The sequence below is a fragment of the Niveibacterium sp. genome, from assembly GCF_041909475.1.
GTDB lineage: Bacteria > Pseudomonadota > Gammaproteobacteria > Burkholderiales > Rhodocyclaceae > Niveibacterium.
This window is the reverse complement of the sequence record NZ_JAYRDJ010000008.1, coordinates 13,782-31,520: the sequence shown is the minus strand read 5'-3', so window position 1 is coordinate 31,520 and position 17,739 is coordinate 13,782. Positions and strand designations below refer to the sequence as shown.

Below are 17,739 nucleotides of genomic sequence, written 5' to 3'. Positions count from 1 at the left end.
CCATATCGTGCGCATCTTCCTGATTCTGTTCACGCTGTCCGCGATCGCGATCGTCGGGCTTTTCTCGCTGGTTCATGGCGATCCGCGCCCGCAGCTCGAGGCGACTTACTGGCGCGCCAAGCCCGATGTTTCGCGCCTGCCCGACCCGCGCGACATCATCCCGGTCGAACCGGCGCAGCCGGAAGGCGCAGGGATCCACAAATGCGTCAAGCGCGGCAAGATCAGCTACACCGATCAGCCCTGCCCCGCTGACCATGACCAACGCGCGCTGGACCCGGAGCGCAGCAAGATCGTGACGCTGCCGGCACAGAAACCCGCAGCCCCCGCTGGCACCCACGCACCGCAACCGGCCGCCGGCGGTATCGACATCGCAGAAGACGGCAGTATCCGGCGCACGCGCTGAGGCGCACTACCGCCCTTCGATTGGCAATCAGCCCGCAGCCTGGCGATCGATCCAGCGGCGGATCTTGGCTTCGAGCACAGGCAGCGGCAACGCGCCATCGACCAGCACTTCGCGGTGGAAGGCGCGCAGGTCGAAACGCGCACCAAGGCGCTGTTCAGCCTCATGGCGCAGCGCGAGGATGCGCAGCTGCCCAAGCTTGTAGCCCAAGGCCTGCCCCGGATCGGCCATATAGCGCTCGACCTCGATCACTGCATCACCGTCGGACATCAACTGGTTCTGCTGCATGTAGGCAATCGCGCGCTCGCGCGACCAACCCATCGCATGCAAGCCGGTATCAACCACCAGCCGCGAGGCGCGCAGCATTTCGTCGTTGAGCTTGCCGAACCACTGGTAGGGATCGGAAAACAGGCCCAGCGAATGTCCCAGGGTCTCCGCGTAGACGGCCCAGCCCTCGACATAGGCGTTGTCGCTGGCGAAGCGGCGAAAGCGCGGCAAGCCACCGAGTTCCTGCGCGATCGACATCTGGAAGTGATGCCCGGGTGCCGCCTCGTGCAGCGACAAGGTCTCCATGCCCCACACCGGAATCGCGCGCAGATCGTGCGTGTTCACATAGAAAATGCCGGCGCGGCTGCCGTCCTCGGACGGCATTTGGTAGAACGCGCCCGGTGATGCGTTGGCACGGAAGGCTTCCACTGCACGCACTTCGTAGTCGGCGTGCGGGCGCTGCGAAAACAGTTCCGGCAGATGCGGATCGACGCGCCGCTTGATGTCACGAAAGCCGTCCAGCAGCGCCTCGGGGGTGCTGTGATAGCTGCGCGGATCATTCGCGAGGTGGCGGAAGAAGGCCGGCAGATCGCCCTTGAAGCCGACCTTGATGCGTACGCGCTCCATTTCGCCGCGAATGCGCGCAACCTCGCTCAGGCCGATCGCATGGATCTTCTCTGCCGGCAAGTTGAGGCCAGTGTTGGCGAAGATCCGTTCGCGATACCAGGCCTGTCCATCGGGCAGCGCGGACCAACCGTCCGACGCGCGGCAGGCAGGCACATATTCGCTTGCGAAGAAGCTTGCCAGCTTGCGGTAGGCGGGCAGCAACTGCTCCGCGATCAGCGCGTCGTAGGCAGCCACCAGGCGCTCGCGCTCAGGCGCGGGCAGATCAGCCGGCAAGCGTGTTATCGCGCCGCGGAAGACGCTTTGTTGCGGGTCCGACACGGCCAGTGCATCGAGTTGCGGCTGCACCTTCAGCGCAGCCCGCCGTGGCAGCGTCACGCCTCGCGCAATGCCCTCGCGCATGTTCGCGATCGCGCTATCGACCCAGGCGGGAAACTGCGCGGCGCGCGCCAGCCATGCCTCGTGCTGGGCCACCGTCGCCAGAGGCTGCTGCCCGGCGCCTGAGCCGAGCACCGCGAGATCGACCGCAATGCTGTTGAGCTGCGTGATCGGCATCAGGTACTCGGGAAACTGACGCTCAGCGATCGTCTTCTCGCGCTCGTCGATGAAGACGTCCAGGGTCAGCTGATCGGCGGCGGAGAGGCGATCGCGCGGCAGCGCCCGCGCAGCCGCCAGCGAACGCTGCTGCAAAGCGGCAAAGCGGGCGCGTTCGGCGAGACTGGCCGGGTTGCCGAGGCGGTCGTCGTAGCGTGAGTCGCCGATCGCGGTTGCGAACAGCGGCATCAGCTCAAGCGTCTGCTCGAAGTGAACCTCGACCAGGGCGCGAAGCGCCGCGGCGGGATCCGTCTGCTGCTGGGCAATCGCAGGTGCCGGCTCGGTGCCTCGCGCCGGGCTGCAGACGCAGCACAGCGAAAGACCAAGGCAAGCCGCTATACGGGTGATCGTTAATTCTCTTGGCATGGCGGTCGAGGATACCGCAGCACGCCCGCGCAACAATTCGAAGATGCGTCAGGCTGGGTCGGCAAGCAGACGTTCGATGCGCGCGTGCAACGCGTCCCAGCCGGGTTCGCCGAGGTACTGCACCACGATGCGGCCTTGGCGATCGATCAGGTAGCTGGTCGGCGTCAGGCGGACCTCGCCGAAGGCCTTCGCGGCTTCGCCGCTGCGGTCGATCGCCACGGTGACCGGCAGGCCAGTGCGCCGGGTGTAGTCCTTGACCCAGTCCGGGTTGTCGTACTGCATCGCCACCGCCACCATCTCATAGCCACGCGGCGCGTACTTGCGCCAGGTATCGACCATCCGCGGCATTTCCTTCACGCAGGTGGTGCAGGTGGTTGCCCAGAAGTTCACCAGCACCACTTTGCCCTTCAAGTCAGCCATGCGCAGCGGCTGGCCATCGAGGCGTGTCACCGCCACGTCGGGCGCCGGGCGCTCGCGACCGAACGCAAACCAGCCGCCGAGCGCGAGCAGGGCAAACAAGGCGACGATGCTAAGCTGCTTGGAGATTCGATTCATTGTTTGGAGTTCGCGATGCTGGCCAGACGCACGATTGTCACTGCATTGACCGCCCTTGTCACCGCAGGTTCAGCCCTCGCCGGCGGGCTCGACATGTTCAGCGACAAGGATGCCAGCGCAGGCCTGCGTCAGGCGCTCACGCAGGGCGCCGCGGCGGCTGTGAGCCAGCTTGGCCGCAGGGATGGCTTCTTCGGCAACCCGAAGCTGCAAATCCCGCTGCCCGAAGGCCTGCGCCGCGCCGAGAGCGTGATGCGCCTGGCTGGCAAGGGGGGCGAGGTGGACGCGCTGCACGCCGCGATCAACCACGCAGCGGAGGACGCGGTATCGCAGGCGCTGCCGCTGCTGAGCACGGAGGTCAAGCAGATGACGGTCTCCGACGCGAAGGCGATCATCGCCGGCGGGGACGACTCGGTGACCCGCTACTTCCGCAGCAAGACGGCCGAACCGCTGACCGCGCGCTTCGCGTCCACCGTGAAGCAAGCGACCGCGAAGATCGGCCTTGCGCAGCAGTACAACGCGCTGGCCGGCACCGCCGCCGGCTTCGGCCTCGTCAAGGCCGAGGACGCCGATATCGACCGCTACGTCACACGCAAGGCGCTCGATGGGCTTTACACCGCGATCGCTGAAGAGGAGAGGGCGATCCGCCAGAACCCCGCCAGCGCCGCCGGCGCACTGGCGAAGAAGATATTCGGCGCACTCTGAACACACGCCGGGCGGTCGTTCGCCCGGCTGCGTTCGGGCTTGGAAGTGCGACGTAAATGCAGGGGCGCACGGCGCCCCTGTGTTGCTTACAGCACGTAGCGCGACAGATCCTCGTTGCCGGCCAGGGTTTCGAGGCGGCCGTCGACATAGGCGGCGTCGATCCGCAAGCTTTCGGTACCCGGTTTGCCAGCGTCGAAACTGATCTCTTCGAGCAGCTTCTCCATCACGGTATACAGCCGGCGTGCGCCGATGTTCTCGGTCTTCTCGTTCACCTGGAAGGCGATTTCGGCGAGCCGGCGGATACCGTCGCTGGCAAAGTCCAAGGCCACCCCCTCGGTTGCCAGCAGCGCCTGGTACTGGCGCGTCAGGCAGGCATCGGTGGCGGTGAGGATGCACACGAAGTCATCGACCGACAGCGAATCGAGCTCGACACGAATCGGGAAACGCCCCTGAAGTTCGGGGATCAGGTCCGACGGTTTGGCTAGATGGAACGCACCGCTTGCGATGAAGAGGATGTGATCGGTCTTGATCATGCCGTACTTGGTCGTGACCGTCGTGCCTTCGACCAGCGGCAACAGATCGCGCTGCACGCCCTGGCGCGAAACGTCGGCCCCGCCGACTTCCGAGCGCGAGGCGATCTTATCGATCTCGTCGAGGAACACGATGCCGTTCTGCTCGACATTCTTCACCGCGTCGAGCTTCACTTCCTCGTCATTCACCATGCGCGCCGCTTCTTCGTCGGCGAGCAGCTTCAGCGCTTCGCGGATCTTCAGTTTGCGCAGCTTCTTTTGCTGGTTGCCGAGGTTCTGGAACATGCCCTGCAACTGCTGCGTCAGCTCTTCCATGCCGGGCGGCGCGAAGATCTCGGCGGTGGCACCCTGCACACTCGCCTCGATCTCGATTTCCTTGTCGTCCAGTTCGCCTTCGCGCAGCTTCTTGCGGAATTTCTGGCGGGTCGCGCTGTCCTCCGGCGTCGCCACCTCGGTCGCGAAACCGACCGGGCGCGCGGGTGGCAACAGCACGTCCAGCACGCGGTCTTCCGCGGCGTCTTCGGCGCGCGCGCGCACGCGCCGCATCGCCACTTCGCGCGCATCCTTGACAGCGATCTCCACGAGGTCGCGGATGATGGTGTCGACATCGCGGCCGACGTAGCCGACCTCGGTAAACTTGGTTGCCTCGACCTTCACGAACGGCGCGTTCGACAGCCGCGCAAGGCGGCGCGCGATCTCGGTCTTGCCGACGCCTGTCGGGCCGATCATCAGGATGTTCTTCGGCGTGATTTCCTGGCGCAGGGATTCATCCACCTGCGCGCGGCGCCAACGGTTGCGCAAGGCAATCGCGACCGAGCGCTTGGCGCGCTGCTGGCCGACGATGTGCTTATCGAGTTCGGAGACGATCTCCGGCGGGGTCATCTGGGTCATGCGTTGCCCTTCAGCAGACGGCGACGAGAGAGCGCACAGGGGCGCCGGCTCACCACTCCAGGGTTTCGATCGTGTGATGCTGGTTGGTGTAGATGCAGAGATCGCCGGCGATCTTGAGCGACTTGGCGACCACCTCGCTGGCGGGCATTTCGGTGTTCTCGAACAGCGCACGCGCGGCAGATTCCGCATAGGCGCCGCCAGAACCGATCGCGCCCAAGCCTTGTTCGGGCTCCAGCACGTCGCCGTTGCCGGTGATCACCAGCGTGTGATCCTTGTCCGCCACCAGCAGCATGGCTTCGAGACGGCGCAACATGCGGTCGGTACGCCAGTCCTTGGCGAGTTCGACAGCGCTGCGCATCAGGTGCCCCTGATGCTTTTCGAGCTTGGCTTCGAAGCGTTCAAAAAGGGTGAAGGCGTCGGCCGTGCCGCCCGCGAAACCCGCGAGCACCTTGCCGTGGAAGAGGCGACGCACCTTGCGTGCGGTGCCCTTGATGACGATGTTGCCGAGGGTGACCTGCCCGTCGCCGCCCAGTGCAACCTGGTTCGCGCGACGTACCGACAGGATCGTGGTGCCGTGATATTGCTCCATGGCTCTTCCGGTAGCAGCCGGAGACCCCGGCCCGTTCTACCAGTGTGGGGGCGATGGTGCGAAACGCAAGGACCGCAAGCGGCTCCCGCCGATCAGATGCGGCGCAACTCCATCGTCGCAACCTGATGCACACCCATCACGCGCAGCAGCGCGGCGACCATGGCATTGAGCCCGCGGAACACGCAGAGCTTGCCTTGCGCCTGGAACTGCACCAGCACGTTGAACAGGTTGCCGGCGGTAACGAAGTCCATGCGCTTGAGGCGGCTCGCGTCGACCTCGACCGTGGTGCGGTCGGCGCCGTAGCGCGCAAGCTTGCGGATCGCGTCGGCCTGCGCCGAGGTGAGCTCGCCTTCCATGACGAAATTGGTGGCCTCTTCCTCGATCGGCACCAGCTCAAGACTGGGGATGCTGGCGGTCGGCGAATCCTTGGCCTTGGCCACGGCTTCTGCCGGCGGCGCTTCGTAAGAGGGTGGCGACTCTTCAAACGTGATTGCGTAGTCGAGCGCCACTTCCTCGAAGCGATCGGCTTCGGCCAGCGCCTGCAACAGTTCCAGCACCATCAGCCAGATCGCCTGTCCTTCGCGGCGCCCTTGCACCGCGTGGCCTTCAATCATCGGCAGCATGTTGCGCGCATTCAGCAGCGTCACGTTGACACGGGCGCGGCGCAGGTTCTGCAAGCCATGAATCAGGACTTCGCAGCCGGCTTCGTCCACCCCGCGCAGCTTGCCCAGATCGATACGCAGCTTGCCCGCCTTGGTGGCGATCTTGGAAATCTGTTCGAACTGGGGCCCGACGGCCGCGCCCAGCGTGCCGGTCAGGCTGACCGAGGGCGTGGCGTCGCGCGAAGTCGGCTTGGGCGCCTTGGCTGCATCGTCCGCGTCGCTCCAGATCGGCGGTGAGCGGCCGAACTGTTCCGCGTACGCTACACCACGCTGTTCGAAGGCCTCGCGCTTACCAGTCAGGCGGTAGAGATCGAACAACATGTTCCAGAGTGTTTCGTTGGCGCTACCGCCCTCGTCGAGCGCGGCCTCGAGCACCATGGCCGCAGCATCGTCGTTAGCGTTGGCAAACAGGATGGCGGCTTCTTCAACGGCCGGATGGTCGGCGTCGGACAACTCGTCGACGTGGATCTTCCCCGCGGCGAGCGCAAGCGCGCGCGCGTCGCCCTGCGTGAAATCGAGGGTCGATGTGCTTGGATCGCCTTTGCCGCTGCGCGCGCCGGACTTGTTGCCGGACGCCTGCTCCTGCGGTTGTGGCCCTTTGCGGAAGAACGGAATCGCCAAGATTGTCTGCTCTGAGATGACGAGGGTGCCCCACCTGAAACCCTCGCACGGCCGCATAGGATAGGCAGCAAATGCCCGCGCTGCAAATGAGGGTACCCTACAAATTACGACTGACGCCGAGCTTTCATGAGTTGTCATGGCTGCCGACGCCGTGATCGAAGTCACTCTTCATGCCCGTTTATCACACAGCCCTTGCGTTCGCAGGCTTTCAACTCCTGTTACAAGTTTAGCGACAGATCGCACTTGAAGTTCCCGCTATATGGGAAATAATTCCATTTATGGGCCGCACAACACGGAATCCCCGCTGACGAGACCATGGACGCTCCTACCGGACACCCAACCCGCGCCGACATCCTGCTGGATGAAACCGAACGCATGCTGCTGCCGCTCGCGCGGCTGCTGATCGCGAACGGCATCGGCTACCCACAGCTCGCAGCGCGGCTCAAACACGTGTTTCTCGAAGCCGCCCGGTTCGAACTCGCGGCGGACGGTGGGCGCCAGACGGATTCGGCGCTCAGTCTTCTGTCAGGAGTGCATCGCAAGGATATCCGGGCTGCCAAGATGGCCGCGGAAAACGGCGAACCCGCGACCGGTGCGCCGCTGTCACGTGCCGCCGAAGTCTTCACCCGCTGGATGCACGACCCGGCGCTGCGCGCGCCGGACGGCTCACCCAAGGCCCTGCCGCGCAGCGGACCGACGCCTTCCTTTGAAACACTGGTCGCGTCGGTGTCGACCGATTTTCACGCCCGCAGCATGCTCGACGAGTTGCTTCGGCTGGGCGTGGTGAAGATCGACGGCGAATCGGTGATCCCGAGCCGTGACGGCTTCGTGCCACGCGAGGGCTTCCGCGAACTGGCCTACTACTTCGGCGAGAACCTGCGCGACCACATGGCGGCTGCAGCCACCAACCTGAGCGCAGCGGATCGCGGCGAGAAGCCGGTATTCCTCGAACAGAGTGTCTTCGCGGACGGGCTGAGCGAGGCCTCGGTGGCCGCACTCGGCGAAGTCGCACGCACGCTCTGGCGAACCGCCTTCGACAGCATGGTCGGCGAAGCCGCCCGCCATTGCGAACAGGACAACACGGCGGTCGCCGACCGCCGGATGCGTTTCGGCATCTATTACTACGCCGAACCGACAACACCCCAGGAGGACGAATCGTGAAACTCGGTATCAAGGGATGGATCGCCACGCTGGCGACGGGCATCGTGCTCGCGGCCTGTGGCGGGGGTGGCGGTGGCGACTCGGGTGTCGGCTCAGGCGGCACCGGCGTTGCGCCCAATGGCTTCAGCAGCGGCACGGTCACCGGCTTCGGCAGTGTGATCATCGACGGCGTGCGCTTTGACGACAGCAGTGCCAGTATCGACATCGAACGCGATCCGTCCAGCCCGACGGCCGGCACCAGCAGCGACGTCAAACTCGGCATGAAGGTCGAGACCGAGCTGAACCCGAATGACACGATCAAGCACCTCACGGTGGCGCCCGAGCTGATCGGCCGCATCACCAGCCTCAGCGGCACCGGCTTCGTCGCTGCGGGCCAGACAGTGGTGATATCGACTGACCCGGCGACCCCGACGGTATTCGAGGGCGCGAGCGGCCTTTCGGATCTGGCTGTTGGCGACATCGTCGAAGTCCATGGCGCCCGGGATGCCTCTGGCGCGATCGTCGCAACGCGCGTCGAGCGCAAGGACCCGACCATCACGCTCGTACGCGTTGTCGGCATCGTTTCGGCGCTGGATAGCACTGCAAAGACCTTCACGATCGGCACGCTGACCGTCGACTACAGCGGCGCAGTCGTGCTGCCCGCGACGGCAACGCTGACCGAAGGCCAGCGCGTTGCCGTGTGGAGCAATGTCGCAGTGAGCGGCGCTGGCGTGCTGAAAGCCAAGGCGGTGCGGATCAAGAACCCGAGCATTGCGGATGGCGCCAAGGTTCGCCTCGGCGGCCTGGTGGCTGAGCTCGACACCACGAATGTGACCTTCAAGCTGGCCGGCGTGAGCGTGGATGCCAAGAGTGCCGCGTTTGAAAAAGGCACCGTGGCGGATCTCGCCAACGGCCGTGCCGTGCGGGTTGAAGGCACATGGAGCGCCGGCAAGGTGGTCGCAAGCAAGGTCAAGTTCGTACGCGACGAAGGCGACGCCGAGGTCAGCCTGACTGGCGCGATCACGGACTTCGTGTCCATCTCCAGCTTCAAGCTGCGCGGCGTGCCGGTTGACGCCTCCAGCGCAACGTTCAGCGGCGGCACGGCGGACAACCTCGCCAACGGCGTGCTCGTGAAGATCGAGGGCGCCTACGAGGCCGGCGTCGTCAAGGCGACATCGCTGAGCTTCTCCACCACGCCGGACGGCGGCAATCGCACCTTCCCGGGCAAGGTGAACAGCTATAACGCGACGACCGGCAACTTCCGGCTGTCGGGCTTCGACATGATCTTCCATGTCACCGACACCACGGTCTACACCAACGCCAACGGTAGCGCCGCCAGCGTCGACGACCTCGCCAACGGCAAGCGCATTCTCGTGCGCGGCAGCTTCAGCGCCGGCGTGCTGGTGGTGAGCGAAGTGAAGTTCGTGCCGGATGCTGGCATGAGCGTGAGGCTGGAGGGCCTGCTGTATGCACTCGACGCCACCGCGAAGACCTTTGAACTCAATGGCGTAATGGTGTCCTGGGGTGACAGCACGGCCTTTGAATTCGAAAACGGTAATCCCGCTAGTCCGAGCGATCTGAAAAACGGCGTCAAGGTCGAAGTGACCGGTACGGTTAGCAGCGGCAAAGTGCTCGCGACGAAGATCGAGATCAAGCGCAGCGACCTGCCGACGATTGCCGAGGTGCGCGGCGCGATCACCGACTTTGTCTCGGCGACCGACTTCAAGGTCGCCGGCCAGAAGGTCACAACGACCGACACTACCGTGTTCAAGGATGGCCTTGTCGGCGCGCTGGCGAACGGCCGTATCGTCGAAGTACGCGGCACGCTGAATGCAGGCCTGCTAACCGCTACGGTGGTGCAGTTCGAAGACTGAGTACCGCGCGGGCCGCGAGTTGGCCAGTCAATCAAGGGGTCGGGCGATGCTCGGCCCCTTTTTCGTTAACCAGTGGCTAACTTGCCGAAGTGCGCGACAAGAGGCAGCCTTGGCCATCATGCGCGCCATCTTTACCGCACTCATGCTCCGGTTCATCGTGGCGGGATTCCTCGCAAGCACCGTCGCGAACGCCGGCGTCATGCTTCGTACGGAATCCTACGCGCCCGATTTGCTTGCAGACATCTACGCACCCGAACAGGCCGGCGCCGGTCGGCCCGCGATACTGCTCATTCATGGGGGCGGCTGGGGTGCAGGAGGACGTGCCGAGTTTGCGGAGCTCGCGCGCTGGTTCGCAGCGCAAGGCGCCGTCGCGATTGCGATCGATTACCGCCTTTCCACCGCAGGGCATCGCTGGCCGGCACAACGAATCGATGTGCAACGCGCATTGGCCTGGATAGACAGCCACGCGTTCGAGCTCGGCATCGACCGGACACGTATCGCTGCGCTAGGGGGATCAGCAGGCGGGCATTTGGCGGCATGGCTTGCGGTGGACAATGCCACAGGCGTTCGCGTGAAAGCCGTGGTGAGCCTCTGGGGGCCTTGGGATTTGACGCTGCCGGACGCGGAACTGCAGCCCGACGCCATCGGCATGCTTGAGACCTTGCTCGGGCCGGGCAGACCCGGCGCACGCGAAGCCTCGCCCTACTTCCATATCAGTCGCGAAAGCGCCCCGGTTCTGCTGATTCACGGCCTCGACGATCCGCTTGTGCCCCCTTCCCAGGCACAGCGCGCCTGTGCGCGCTACCGCGAAACAGGCGCTCGCTGCGAACTGCTGGAGCTCCCTAGCGAAGGGCATGGCCTCAGTCGAAACGAAGATGTTGTCCGGGTCGCCAACGCAGTTCGTGCCTTCCTGATCCGCGAGTTGCTGCAGGCGCCATCGTCGCCCGGCGCGCAGCACACCGTCCGGTAGAATCACGCCTCCACGCCTGCGGTTCCTGATCCCGATGCTGTCCACTCTCAACGCCCCGCAACGCGAGGCGGCGAAATATCTTGATGGTCCCTGTCTTGTGCTGGCCGGCGCCGGCTCGGGCAAGACGCGCGTGATCACCGCAAAGATCGCGCACCTGGTGAAAACCTGCGGCATGAGCGCGCAGAACATCGCGGCGATCACCTTCACGAACAAGGCCGCGAAGGAGATGCAGGAGCGCGTCGGCCACCTGCTCAGCGGCGGTGAATCGAAGGGCCTGACGGTCTGCACCTTCCATGCGCTGGGCGTTCGCATCGTGCGGCAGGAAGCAAAGCTGGCGGGCCTGAAGCCGCAGTTCTCGATCCTCGATGCCTCGGACACACACCAGATCGTTGCCGACCTCGCGACCAACGCCGACAAGGCGATGCTTAAGGCGATTCACTGGACGATCTCGGGCTGGAAGAATGCGCTGATTACGCCGCAGGAGGCCGAGAAGCTTGCCAGCGACGAGATCGAGGCCGCGGCGGCGAAGCTCTACCCGGCCTACGAAAAGACCCTGCGCGCCTACCAGGCGGTGGATTTTGACGACCTGATCGCACTGCCGGTGCGCCTGTTCGATGAACACCCGGAAGCGCGCGAGCGCTGGCAGAACAAGCTGCGCTATTTACTGGTCGACGAATACCAGGACACCAACCGTGCGCAGTACAAGCTGCTGCGGCAAATCGCGGGCGTGCGCGGCGCTTTCACAGCCGTGGGCGACGACGACCAGGCGATCTACGCCTGGCGCGGTGCGGACGTGGAGAACCTCAACCAACTCGCTCGGGACTATCCGAATCTGCGAGTGATCAAGCTCGAACAGAATTACCGCTCGACCAACCGCATCCTGACCGCCGCGAACACGCTGATCGCCAATAACGAGAAGATGTTCGACAAGCGCCTGTGGTCCGAGCACGGCATCGGCGACCCGATCCACATCGTCGCGACGCGCGATGCGGAGAACGAGGCCGAGGTGGTGATCAAACGCATGCAGGCCCACAAGTTCGAATGCCGCACGCACTGGCGCGACTACGCGATCCTGTACCGCGGCAATCACCAGGCGCGCCTGATCGAACAGACCCTGCGCAACTTCAAGGTGCCGTATGTGATCTCCGGCGGGCAGAGCTTCTTTGACCGCGCCGAGATCAAGGACATCACCAGCTACCTGCGCCTGCTGCTGAACCCGGACGACGATCTCGCCTTCATCCGCTCGATGACCACACCGCGCCGCGGCATCGGGCCCGCGACGCTTGAAGCGCTCGGCAACTACGCCGGCAAGCGGCATATTGGCCTCTTCTCCGCCGCGTTCGAGGAGGGCGCGGAGCAGCATGTGCCGCACCGCCAGCTCGAAGCAGTGCGCGAGTTCGGCAACTTCATCAACAAGATCGAATACCGCGCCCAGCGCGAACCTGCCAAGCAGGTGCTTGACGACTTGATCCGCGCGATCGGCTACGAAGCCTGGCTTTACGAACACTGCGAGCAGCGCGAGGCGGAAACCAAGTGGAGCAACGTCTCCGACTTTGTCGGCTGGCTTGGTCGCAAAGGCGAGGAAGACAACAAGAACCTGCTCGAACTGACGCAGACGATCGCGCTGATCTCGATGCTCGACAAAGAAGACGAGGATTTCGACGGCGTCCAGCTCGCGACGCTGCATGCGAGCAAGGGCCTTGAGTGGCCGCATGTATTCCTGATCGGCGTCGAGGAAGGCCTGCTGCCACACCAGAGCAGCATTGACGAGGACAAGGTCGAGGAAGAGCGCCGCCTGATGTACGTCGGCGTGACCCGCGCGCAGCGCAGCCTGACGATCACCTACTGCGACCGTCGCAAGGCAGCGGGCGAATGGCACACGGTGGAGCCCTCGCGCTTCATTGAAGAACTGGGCGCCGACAGCGTGAAACGGCCGGACAAGAACGCAGTGGTGTCGAAGGAAGACGCAAAGGCCAAACTCGCGAATCTGCGGGCGATGTTGGGGCGCACCTGACGCTTGCAGGGCGCCGGGTGGCAGACGTCGCTGCATACGCTACGCTGAAGTCAGCTACAGCGACCGAGGAACCACCATGCGCCGTCTGATCCTTCTGCTCACCATTTGCGCCAGCCCCGCCGCGTTCGCGCAACGCTACGTCGATGTGAAATGCCCGCCCGCTTTCGACACGTCGTTAAAGCTCGCCGGCGCCTATTCCACCTTCGCACCAGCTGCCGCGGCCGCCGGCAGCGCAGAAGTGCCGACCACCCCTGCGGCACTGGCCGGGGCAGAGGTATACGTCGGCGACCCGACCAAGACCCCGCAGCTTCAGGAAGAACAGGGCAGCAAGGGCAGCCAGCGCATCACCTGGTATCTACCGGGGCCGAAGATCATCGCTTGCCGTTATGAGGGCACCGAACGGCGCATCTACCGGATGATCTATCCGCCCGCCAACGAGTGCTCGGCGCTGCGCACGCCACCTGCGGGAAAGCCGCTGATCGTGAGTTGCCGTACGCGCTAATCCTGACAGCGCTGTCGCGCCGTTAGCCCCCGGACAGCGCGGCAACAATCATCACGTCCTCACCCTCGCCCACCGGCGCTGCAATGTCGGGCACGGCGGCGCTGCCGACGAAGATGCGGATATGGCGGCGGATGCCGTCCTGTTCATCGATCAGCCGATGCCGCACGCCGGGCCAGCGCGCATCCAGCGCGGCCAGCACCTCAGCCAGCGTTGCGGGCGCCGCGCAATCGACCTCAACCTCGGCCAAGCCGCCACTGTACTGATGCAGATGCGTCGGCAGACGCACGTGCACCATCATGCAAGCGGCTCCGCTTCAAGCGCGTAGATCTCGGGCAGGTGGCGGGCGATGCAACGCCAGTTGTCACCCTCGTCGGTGCTCGCCCACACTTCGCCGCCGGTGGTGCCGAAGTAGACGCCAGCCTGATCGTGGGCATCCACCGTCAGTGCCTGGCGCAAAACGGTGAACCAGGCTTGCTCGGTGGGCAGGCCGGTGCGGCACATCTGCCAGCTGTCGCCTCCGTCGCGCGAGCGCATCACGCAGGGCTTACCTTCGGGCGAAACGCGCGGCCACACGCTGCCGGCATCCATCGGGATCGTCCAGATCGTGTCGGGCTGCTGCGCATGGATGACGATGCCGAAACCGATGTCGCGGCGCACGCCATCCTGCGGCAGATTGGCGCCGATATCGACCCAGCGGCCGTCCGCCTCGTCACGGCGGAACAGGCCGCAATGGTTCTGCTGGTAGAGGCGGCCCGGCCGCGCCGGGTGCATGCGCACGCAGTGCGGGTCTTGCCCGAATACCGGGTAGGGGTCGGGGTAGAACTCGGCGCGCACGCCCTGGTTGATCGGCGCCCAGTCCGCGCCGGCGGCGCGGGACTCGAAGGTGCCGCCGCTCGACATCGAGACGAACAGATGCGCGGGATCGCGCGGGTCGACCAACACCGAGTGCAGCTTGCCGCCGTCGGGCGTCTGATCCTTGTCGTCGCCGCACCAGGCACGCCGTTCCGGGTGCTCGTTGAAGCCCTGCACACTCGCCCAGTTATTCCCGCCATCGCGCGACACGAAAAGTCCTTGCGGGCTGGTGCCGGCGTACCAGATACCCGGCTCGCTGGCGTGGCCGGGCGTAAGCCAGAACACATGCTCCACGACACGACCGCCCTCGGCTTTCGGGAAGGCAGGCGGCGTTACCGCTTCCTGCCAGGTAGCACCGCCATCGCTGGAGCGAAACACCGTGGGGCCGAGATGGCCGGTGCGGGCCGCGACCAGCAGCGTGCGGCCGTCGCGCGGGTCAAGCCGCACGTGGTGGATCACATTGCCGAGGAAGTGCGGGCCTTCGAGTCGCCAGTCGGTGCGCGACGGATCGCCACGCAGTATCCAGAGCCCCTTACGGGTTGCAATCAACAGTGCGGTGTCGGCCATAGCACGCTCCTCACTCGATGCGGGTCACCATGACCTGATCGATCTTGAAATTGTCGATATCGACCGCCTCGAATCGGTGGCCGGCAAATTCAAACCCCTCAGCGCGCTTCGGTATGCGCTTCATCATGTACATCATGAACCCGGCCGCGGTGTCGTAGCCCTCCTCGCCCGGCGCGTACTCCACATCGATCAGGCCCTTCACGTCGCCGATCGGTGTCATGCCGTCGACCAGCCATGAACCGGGCCCACGCTGCACGATCTGCTGGTCGTATTGCGGCACGACGATGTGGTCCATCAGGCAGTGAACCAGGTCATCCAGCGTCACGGTGCCGACCACCAGCGCGTATTCGTTGACCACCACAGCGAAGTCGTTGCGCGCGTCCTTGAAGCGTTCGAGCATGTCGGCAAGGTTCAGCGCATCGGGCACCACCAGCGGCTTGCGCAGCTCCAGATGACTGAGCACCGCCGGCAGGTTGTCGATGTCGCCGGCGGCAAGCACCGGCATCAGATCGCGTAGTTCGAGGAAGCCGATCACGTCGTCGATGCGCTCGCGGCAGACCAAGAAATCCTCGGCGTGTCCCGTCATCAGCTTGTCGCGCAGCGTCGCGGCATCCTCGGTGACATCGAGGAAGACCACGCTGTCGCGCGGCGTCATCGCAGCAGCGACCGGACGCTCGCCAAAGCCGAGCACGTTGCCGATCAGCTGATGCTCGTTTCCCTGCAGGGCGCCCGAATCCGCCCCCGCATCGACCATCGCGACGATGTCGTCGGTCGTGACGCGGTCCTCGCGCGCGGCAGGCAAGCCGGTGACATGGAAGAACAGGTTGGCAACGCCGTTGAAGAGCAGCACCAGCGGCGCCAGCACAACGGTGAGCACGCGCATCGGCCGCACGATGCGGATCGCCCAGCGCTCAGGGTCGGCCATCGCGATGCGCTTGGGGATCAGATCGGCGAACTGGATGAAGAGCGCCGTAATGGTGACGAAGGACATCAGGAAGCCGAGCGACGCCCCCAGTTCAGCACTGCCGCCACTGAGTTCGATCAAGCGCGCAAAGCTGGGAGACAACGCGCCCTCGCCCACGATGCCGCCAAGAATCGCTACGGTGTTGAGCCCGACTTGCACCACGGTGAAGAAGTACCCGGGCCTGTCCTGCAGGGCGATCACCTCGGCCGCGCGCGCCTCCCCACCATCGAGAATCGCGTGGAGTTTGATCTTGCGCGCACTGGCGAGCGAGATCTCGGCAATCGAGAAGAAGGCACTCAGCGTCATCAAGCCAAGCACGATCAGGAGTTGCAGCGACATCGACATCCGGTTTCCCCGTTTTGCACCCTGCCTTGCGGACTATAGGTGATGACACGCCGGGCCGCGAGCGCCGCCCGGAAACAAAACGGGCAGGCCACTTGCGCGACCCGCCCGCTTGAAGCGCCGTTCGCAGCGACTCAGCCGCGGCCGTGCATCAGCTTCTTGAGCATCGGCGTCAGCGCCAGCAGCACCAGGCCGGCACCGATCGACGAACCAACCAGGAACCAGTAGAGCGGAATGTCGAAGCGTTGCAGCATGTGCTCCAGCGTGCCGGAAAGGTAATTCGCGACCGCCGAGCTGAGCAGCCAGACCCCCATCAACAATCCGGCGAAACGCGCCGGTGCCAGCTTGGAAACCATCGACAGGCCGACCGGCGACAGCATCAACTCACCCACGGTGTGCAGGAAGTAGACGATGAACAGCCACTGCGGGCCGACTTTGGCGGTTTGCTGCGCCTGGGCCTGCGCGATCGCCAGCACGATGAAACCGAGCCCCAACACGATCATGCCGAGCGCCTGTTTGGCGGTAACCGGTAGCGCGAAGCGGGAGCGATCGAGCTTGGTCCAGAACGCGGAGAACACCGGTGCGAGCAGCACGATCACCAGTGGGTTGATCGACTGGAACCACGAAGCCGGGATCTCGAACCCGAATGCGTGGCGATCGGTCTGCTGATCGGCAAACAGGTTCATGGTGCCGCCAGCCTGCTCGAAGCCCATCCAGAAGAAGATCACGAAGAAACAGGTAATGCAGATCGCGACGATTGCATCCCAGTCCTGCCGGCTCAGCGGCTTGGCGTTCGGGTCCTTGCCGCCGAAACGGTTGGGCAGCCACAGCGCAAGTCCGATCACCGCAAACCCGAGTGCGAGCTTCGCCACCAGCGGCAGCGGCGCGACGGCCGCCGAAACCAGGCCCCACAGCGCAATCGCCGCATAGACGAAGGGCACACTTGCGGCGCTGATTGCAAGGATGCGCGTCCAGTCGCGGCGATCCATCGCCCGTTGCCCCGCCCTCAGGCCAGCGTCGCCAAGCAGGTGTTGCCAGCGCAGCAGCGTGAATACGCCGATCGCCATGCCCACACCGGCTGAAGCGAAGCCCCAGTGCCAGCCGAGCTTTTCGCCCAGTGTGCCGGCGACGAGCGGTGAGAAGAAGGCACCCAGATTGATGCCCATGTAGAAGATCGTGTAACCGCCATCGCGGCGCGGATCGTGCTCGCGGTAGAGCTGACCCACCATCGTCGAGGTATTCGGCTTGAAGAAGCCATTACCGAGAATCAGCAGACCCAGCGCGAGATGAAGCAAGGGCTCGAAGGCCATCGCAAAGTGGCCCACCATCATGATCAGGCCGCCGATCACGGCACCTTGGCGCAGGCCGAGGTACTTGTCCGCAAGGTAGCCACCCAGCAACGGCGTCAGGTACACAAGGCCGGTGTAAATGCCGTAAAGCTCGAGCGCATCCTTGCGCTCATAGCCAAGCGCATTGACCAGATAGAGCACCAGCAGTGCTCGCATGCCGTAGTAGGAGAAGCGCTCCCACATCTCGGTGAAGAAGATGACCTTGAGGCCGGGCGGGTGGCGCTCGAACTCGTCAGCGGCGGGGACTGCCGGATGCACGATGGCGGACATGGGTTCTTTTCTATTGTGGTTGGGGCCGGGTAGGCCGAAAAGAAGACGGCGCTCCGGTGGGAGCGCCGCGATTGTCGCATTCTGCCGCGGGGGG

Annotated in this window: 16 protein-coding genes; 7 read left to right on the top strand and 9 right to left on the bottom strand. The window is 64.7% G+C overall.

The genetic code is table 11. The annotated features are described in order from the left end of the window. Positions 1 to 7 precede the first annotated feature (7 nt). Positions 8 to 403 carry a hypothetical protein gene (locus tag ACE3P0_RS07665; protein ID WP_374401500.1) on the top strand — a complete coding sequence of 132 codons (396 nt, stop codon included), beginning with the start codon at positions 8 to 10 and terminating at the stop codon, positions 401 to 403. 27 nt (positions 404 to 430) lie between these two features. Here the strand turns inward: ACE3P0_RS07665 and ACE3P0_RS07660 are convergent, their stop codons facing one another. Continuing rightward, entirely contained in the window at positions 431 to 2,251 is a 1,821-nt protein-coding gene (locus ACE3P0_RS07660) for a DUF885 family protein (RefSeq protein WP_374401498.1), read from the bottom strand. 48 nt (positions 2,252 to 2,299) lie between these two features. Next, on the bottom strand, positions 2,300 to 2,806 hold the full coding sequence (locus tag ACE3P0_RS07655; protein WP_374401496.1) for a TlpA family protein disulfide reductase: 507 nt from the start codon (positions 2,804 to 2,806) through the stop codon (positions 2,300 to 2,302). A gap of 15 nt (positions 2,807 to 2,821) precedes the next feature. Between ACE3P0_RS07655 and ACE3P0_RS07650 the strand changes: the two genes are divergently transcribed. Then, a complete protein-coding gene (locus tag ACE3P0_RS07650; protein ID WP_374401494.1) occupies positions 2,822 to 3,508 on the top strand; it encodes a DUF4197 domain-containing protein in 687 nt (228 codons plus the stop codon). An 86-nt stretch (positions 3,509 to 3,594) separates the two neighbouring features. Here ACE3P0_RS07650 and hslU read toward each other — a convergent pair whose 3' ends face one another. From hslU to ACE3P0_RS07635, 3 genes are all read right to left on the bottom strand, one after another. Then, entirely contained in the window at positions 3,595 to 4,929 is a 1,335-nt protein-coding gene (hslU, locus tag ACE3P0_RS07645; RefSeq protein ID WP_374401492.1) for an ATP-dependent protease ATPase subunit HslU, read from the bottom strand. 49 nt (positions 4,930 to 4,978) lie between these two features. Continuing rightward, positions 4,979 to 5,518, bottom strand: a complete 540-nt coding sequence (gene hslV / locus ACE3P0_RS07640) for an ATP-dependent protease subunit HslV (RefSeq protein WP_374401490.1) — start codon at positions 5,516 to 5,518, stop codon at positions 4,979 to 4,981. Positions 5,519 to 5,610: 92 nt separating this feature from the next. Next, positions 5,611 to 6,801 carry an STAS domain-containing protein gene (locus ACE3P0_RS07635; RefSeq protein ID WP_374401488.1) on the bottom strand — a complete coding sequence of 397 codons (1,191 nt, stop codon included), beginning with the start codon at positions 6,799 to 6,801 and terminating at the stop codon, positions 5,611 to 5,613. A 315-nt stretch (positions 6,802 to 7,116) separates the two neighbouring features. Between ACE3P0_RS07635 and ACE3P0_RS07630 the strand changes: the two genes are divergently transcribed. From ACE3P0_RS07630 to ACE3P0_RS07610, 5 genes are all read left to right on the top strand, one after another. Next, positions 7,117 to 7,962, top strand: coding sequence for a DUF6502 family protein (locus tag ACE3P0_RS07630; RefSeq protein WP_374401486.1), 846 nt, complete (start codon positions 7,117 to 7,119; stop codon positions 7,960 to 7,962). After that, on the top strand, positions 7,959 to 9,815 hold the full coding sequence (locus ACE3P0_RS07625; RefSeq protein ID WP_374401484.1) for a DUF5666 domain-containing protein: 1,857 nt from the start codon (positions 7,959 to 7,961) through the stop codon (positions 9,813 to 9,815). The genes ACE3P0_RS07630 and ACE3P0_RS07625 overlap by 4 nt, the downstream gene beginning before the upstream one ends. Before the next feature lie 199 nt (positions 9,816 to 10,014). After that, positions 10,015 to 10,785: an alpha/beta fold hydrolase gene (locus ACE3P0_RS07620; protein ID WP_374401482.1), complete on the top strand. Its 771-nt coding sequence runs from the start codon at positions 10,015 to 10,017 to the stop codon at positions 10,783 to 10,785. Positions 10,786 to 10,819: 34 nt separating this feature from the next. Beyond that, complete coding sequence (locus tag ACE3P0_RS07615) at positions 10,820 to 12,799, top strand: UvrD-helicase domain-containing protein (protein WP_172201568.1); 1,980 nt, start codon at positions 10,820 to 10,822, stop codon at positions 12,797 to 12,799. Positions 12,800 to 12,875: 76 nt separating this feature from the next. Then, positions 12,876 to 13,301 carry an STY0301 family protein gene (locus ACE3P0_RS07610; RefSeq protein ID WP_374401479.1) on the top strand — a complete coding sequence of 142 codons (426 nt, stop codon included), beginning with the start codon at positions 12,876 to 12,878 and terminating at the stop codon, positions 13,299 to 13,301. A 22-nt stretch (positions 13,302 to 13,323) separates the two neighbouring features. On the opposite strand, the gene ACE3P0_RS07605 is transcribed toward ACE3P0_RS07610, so the two are convergent. The 4 genes from ACE3P0_RS07605 to ACE3P0_RS07590 form a co-directional block, all read right to left on the bottom strand. Continuing rightward, complete coding sequence (locus ACE3P0_RS07605; protein WP_374401477.1) at positions 13,324 to 13,599, bottom strand: MoaD/ThiS family protein; 276 nt, start codon at positions 13,597 to 13,599, stop codon at positions 13,324 to 13,326. Continuing rightward, on the bottom strand, positions 13,596 to 14,720 hold the full coding sequence (locus tag ACE3P0_RS07600) for a glycosyl hydrolase (protein WP_374401475.1): 1,125 nt from the start codon (positions 14,718 to 14,720) through the stop codon (positions 13,596 to 13,598). Before ACE3P0_RS07600 ends, ACE3P0_RS07605 begins: the two co-directional genes overlap by 4 nt. A gap of 10 nt (positions 14,721 to 14,730) precedes the next feature. After that, positions 14,731 to 16,023, bottom strand: a complete 1,293-nt coding sequence (locus tag ACE3P0_RS07595) for a hemolysin family protein (RefSeq protein WP_374401473.1) — start codon at positions 16,021 to 16,023, stop codon at positions 14,731 to 14,733. Positions 16,024 to 16,160: 137 nt separating this feature from the next. Beyond that, positions 16,161 to 17,645, bottom strand: a complete 1,485-nt coding sequence (locus tag ACE3P0_RS07590; RefSeq protein ID WP_374401471.1) for a peptide MFS transporter — start codon at positions 17,643 to 17,645, stop codon at positions 16,161 to 16,163. Positions 17,646 to 17,739 lie beyond the last annotated feature (94 nt).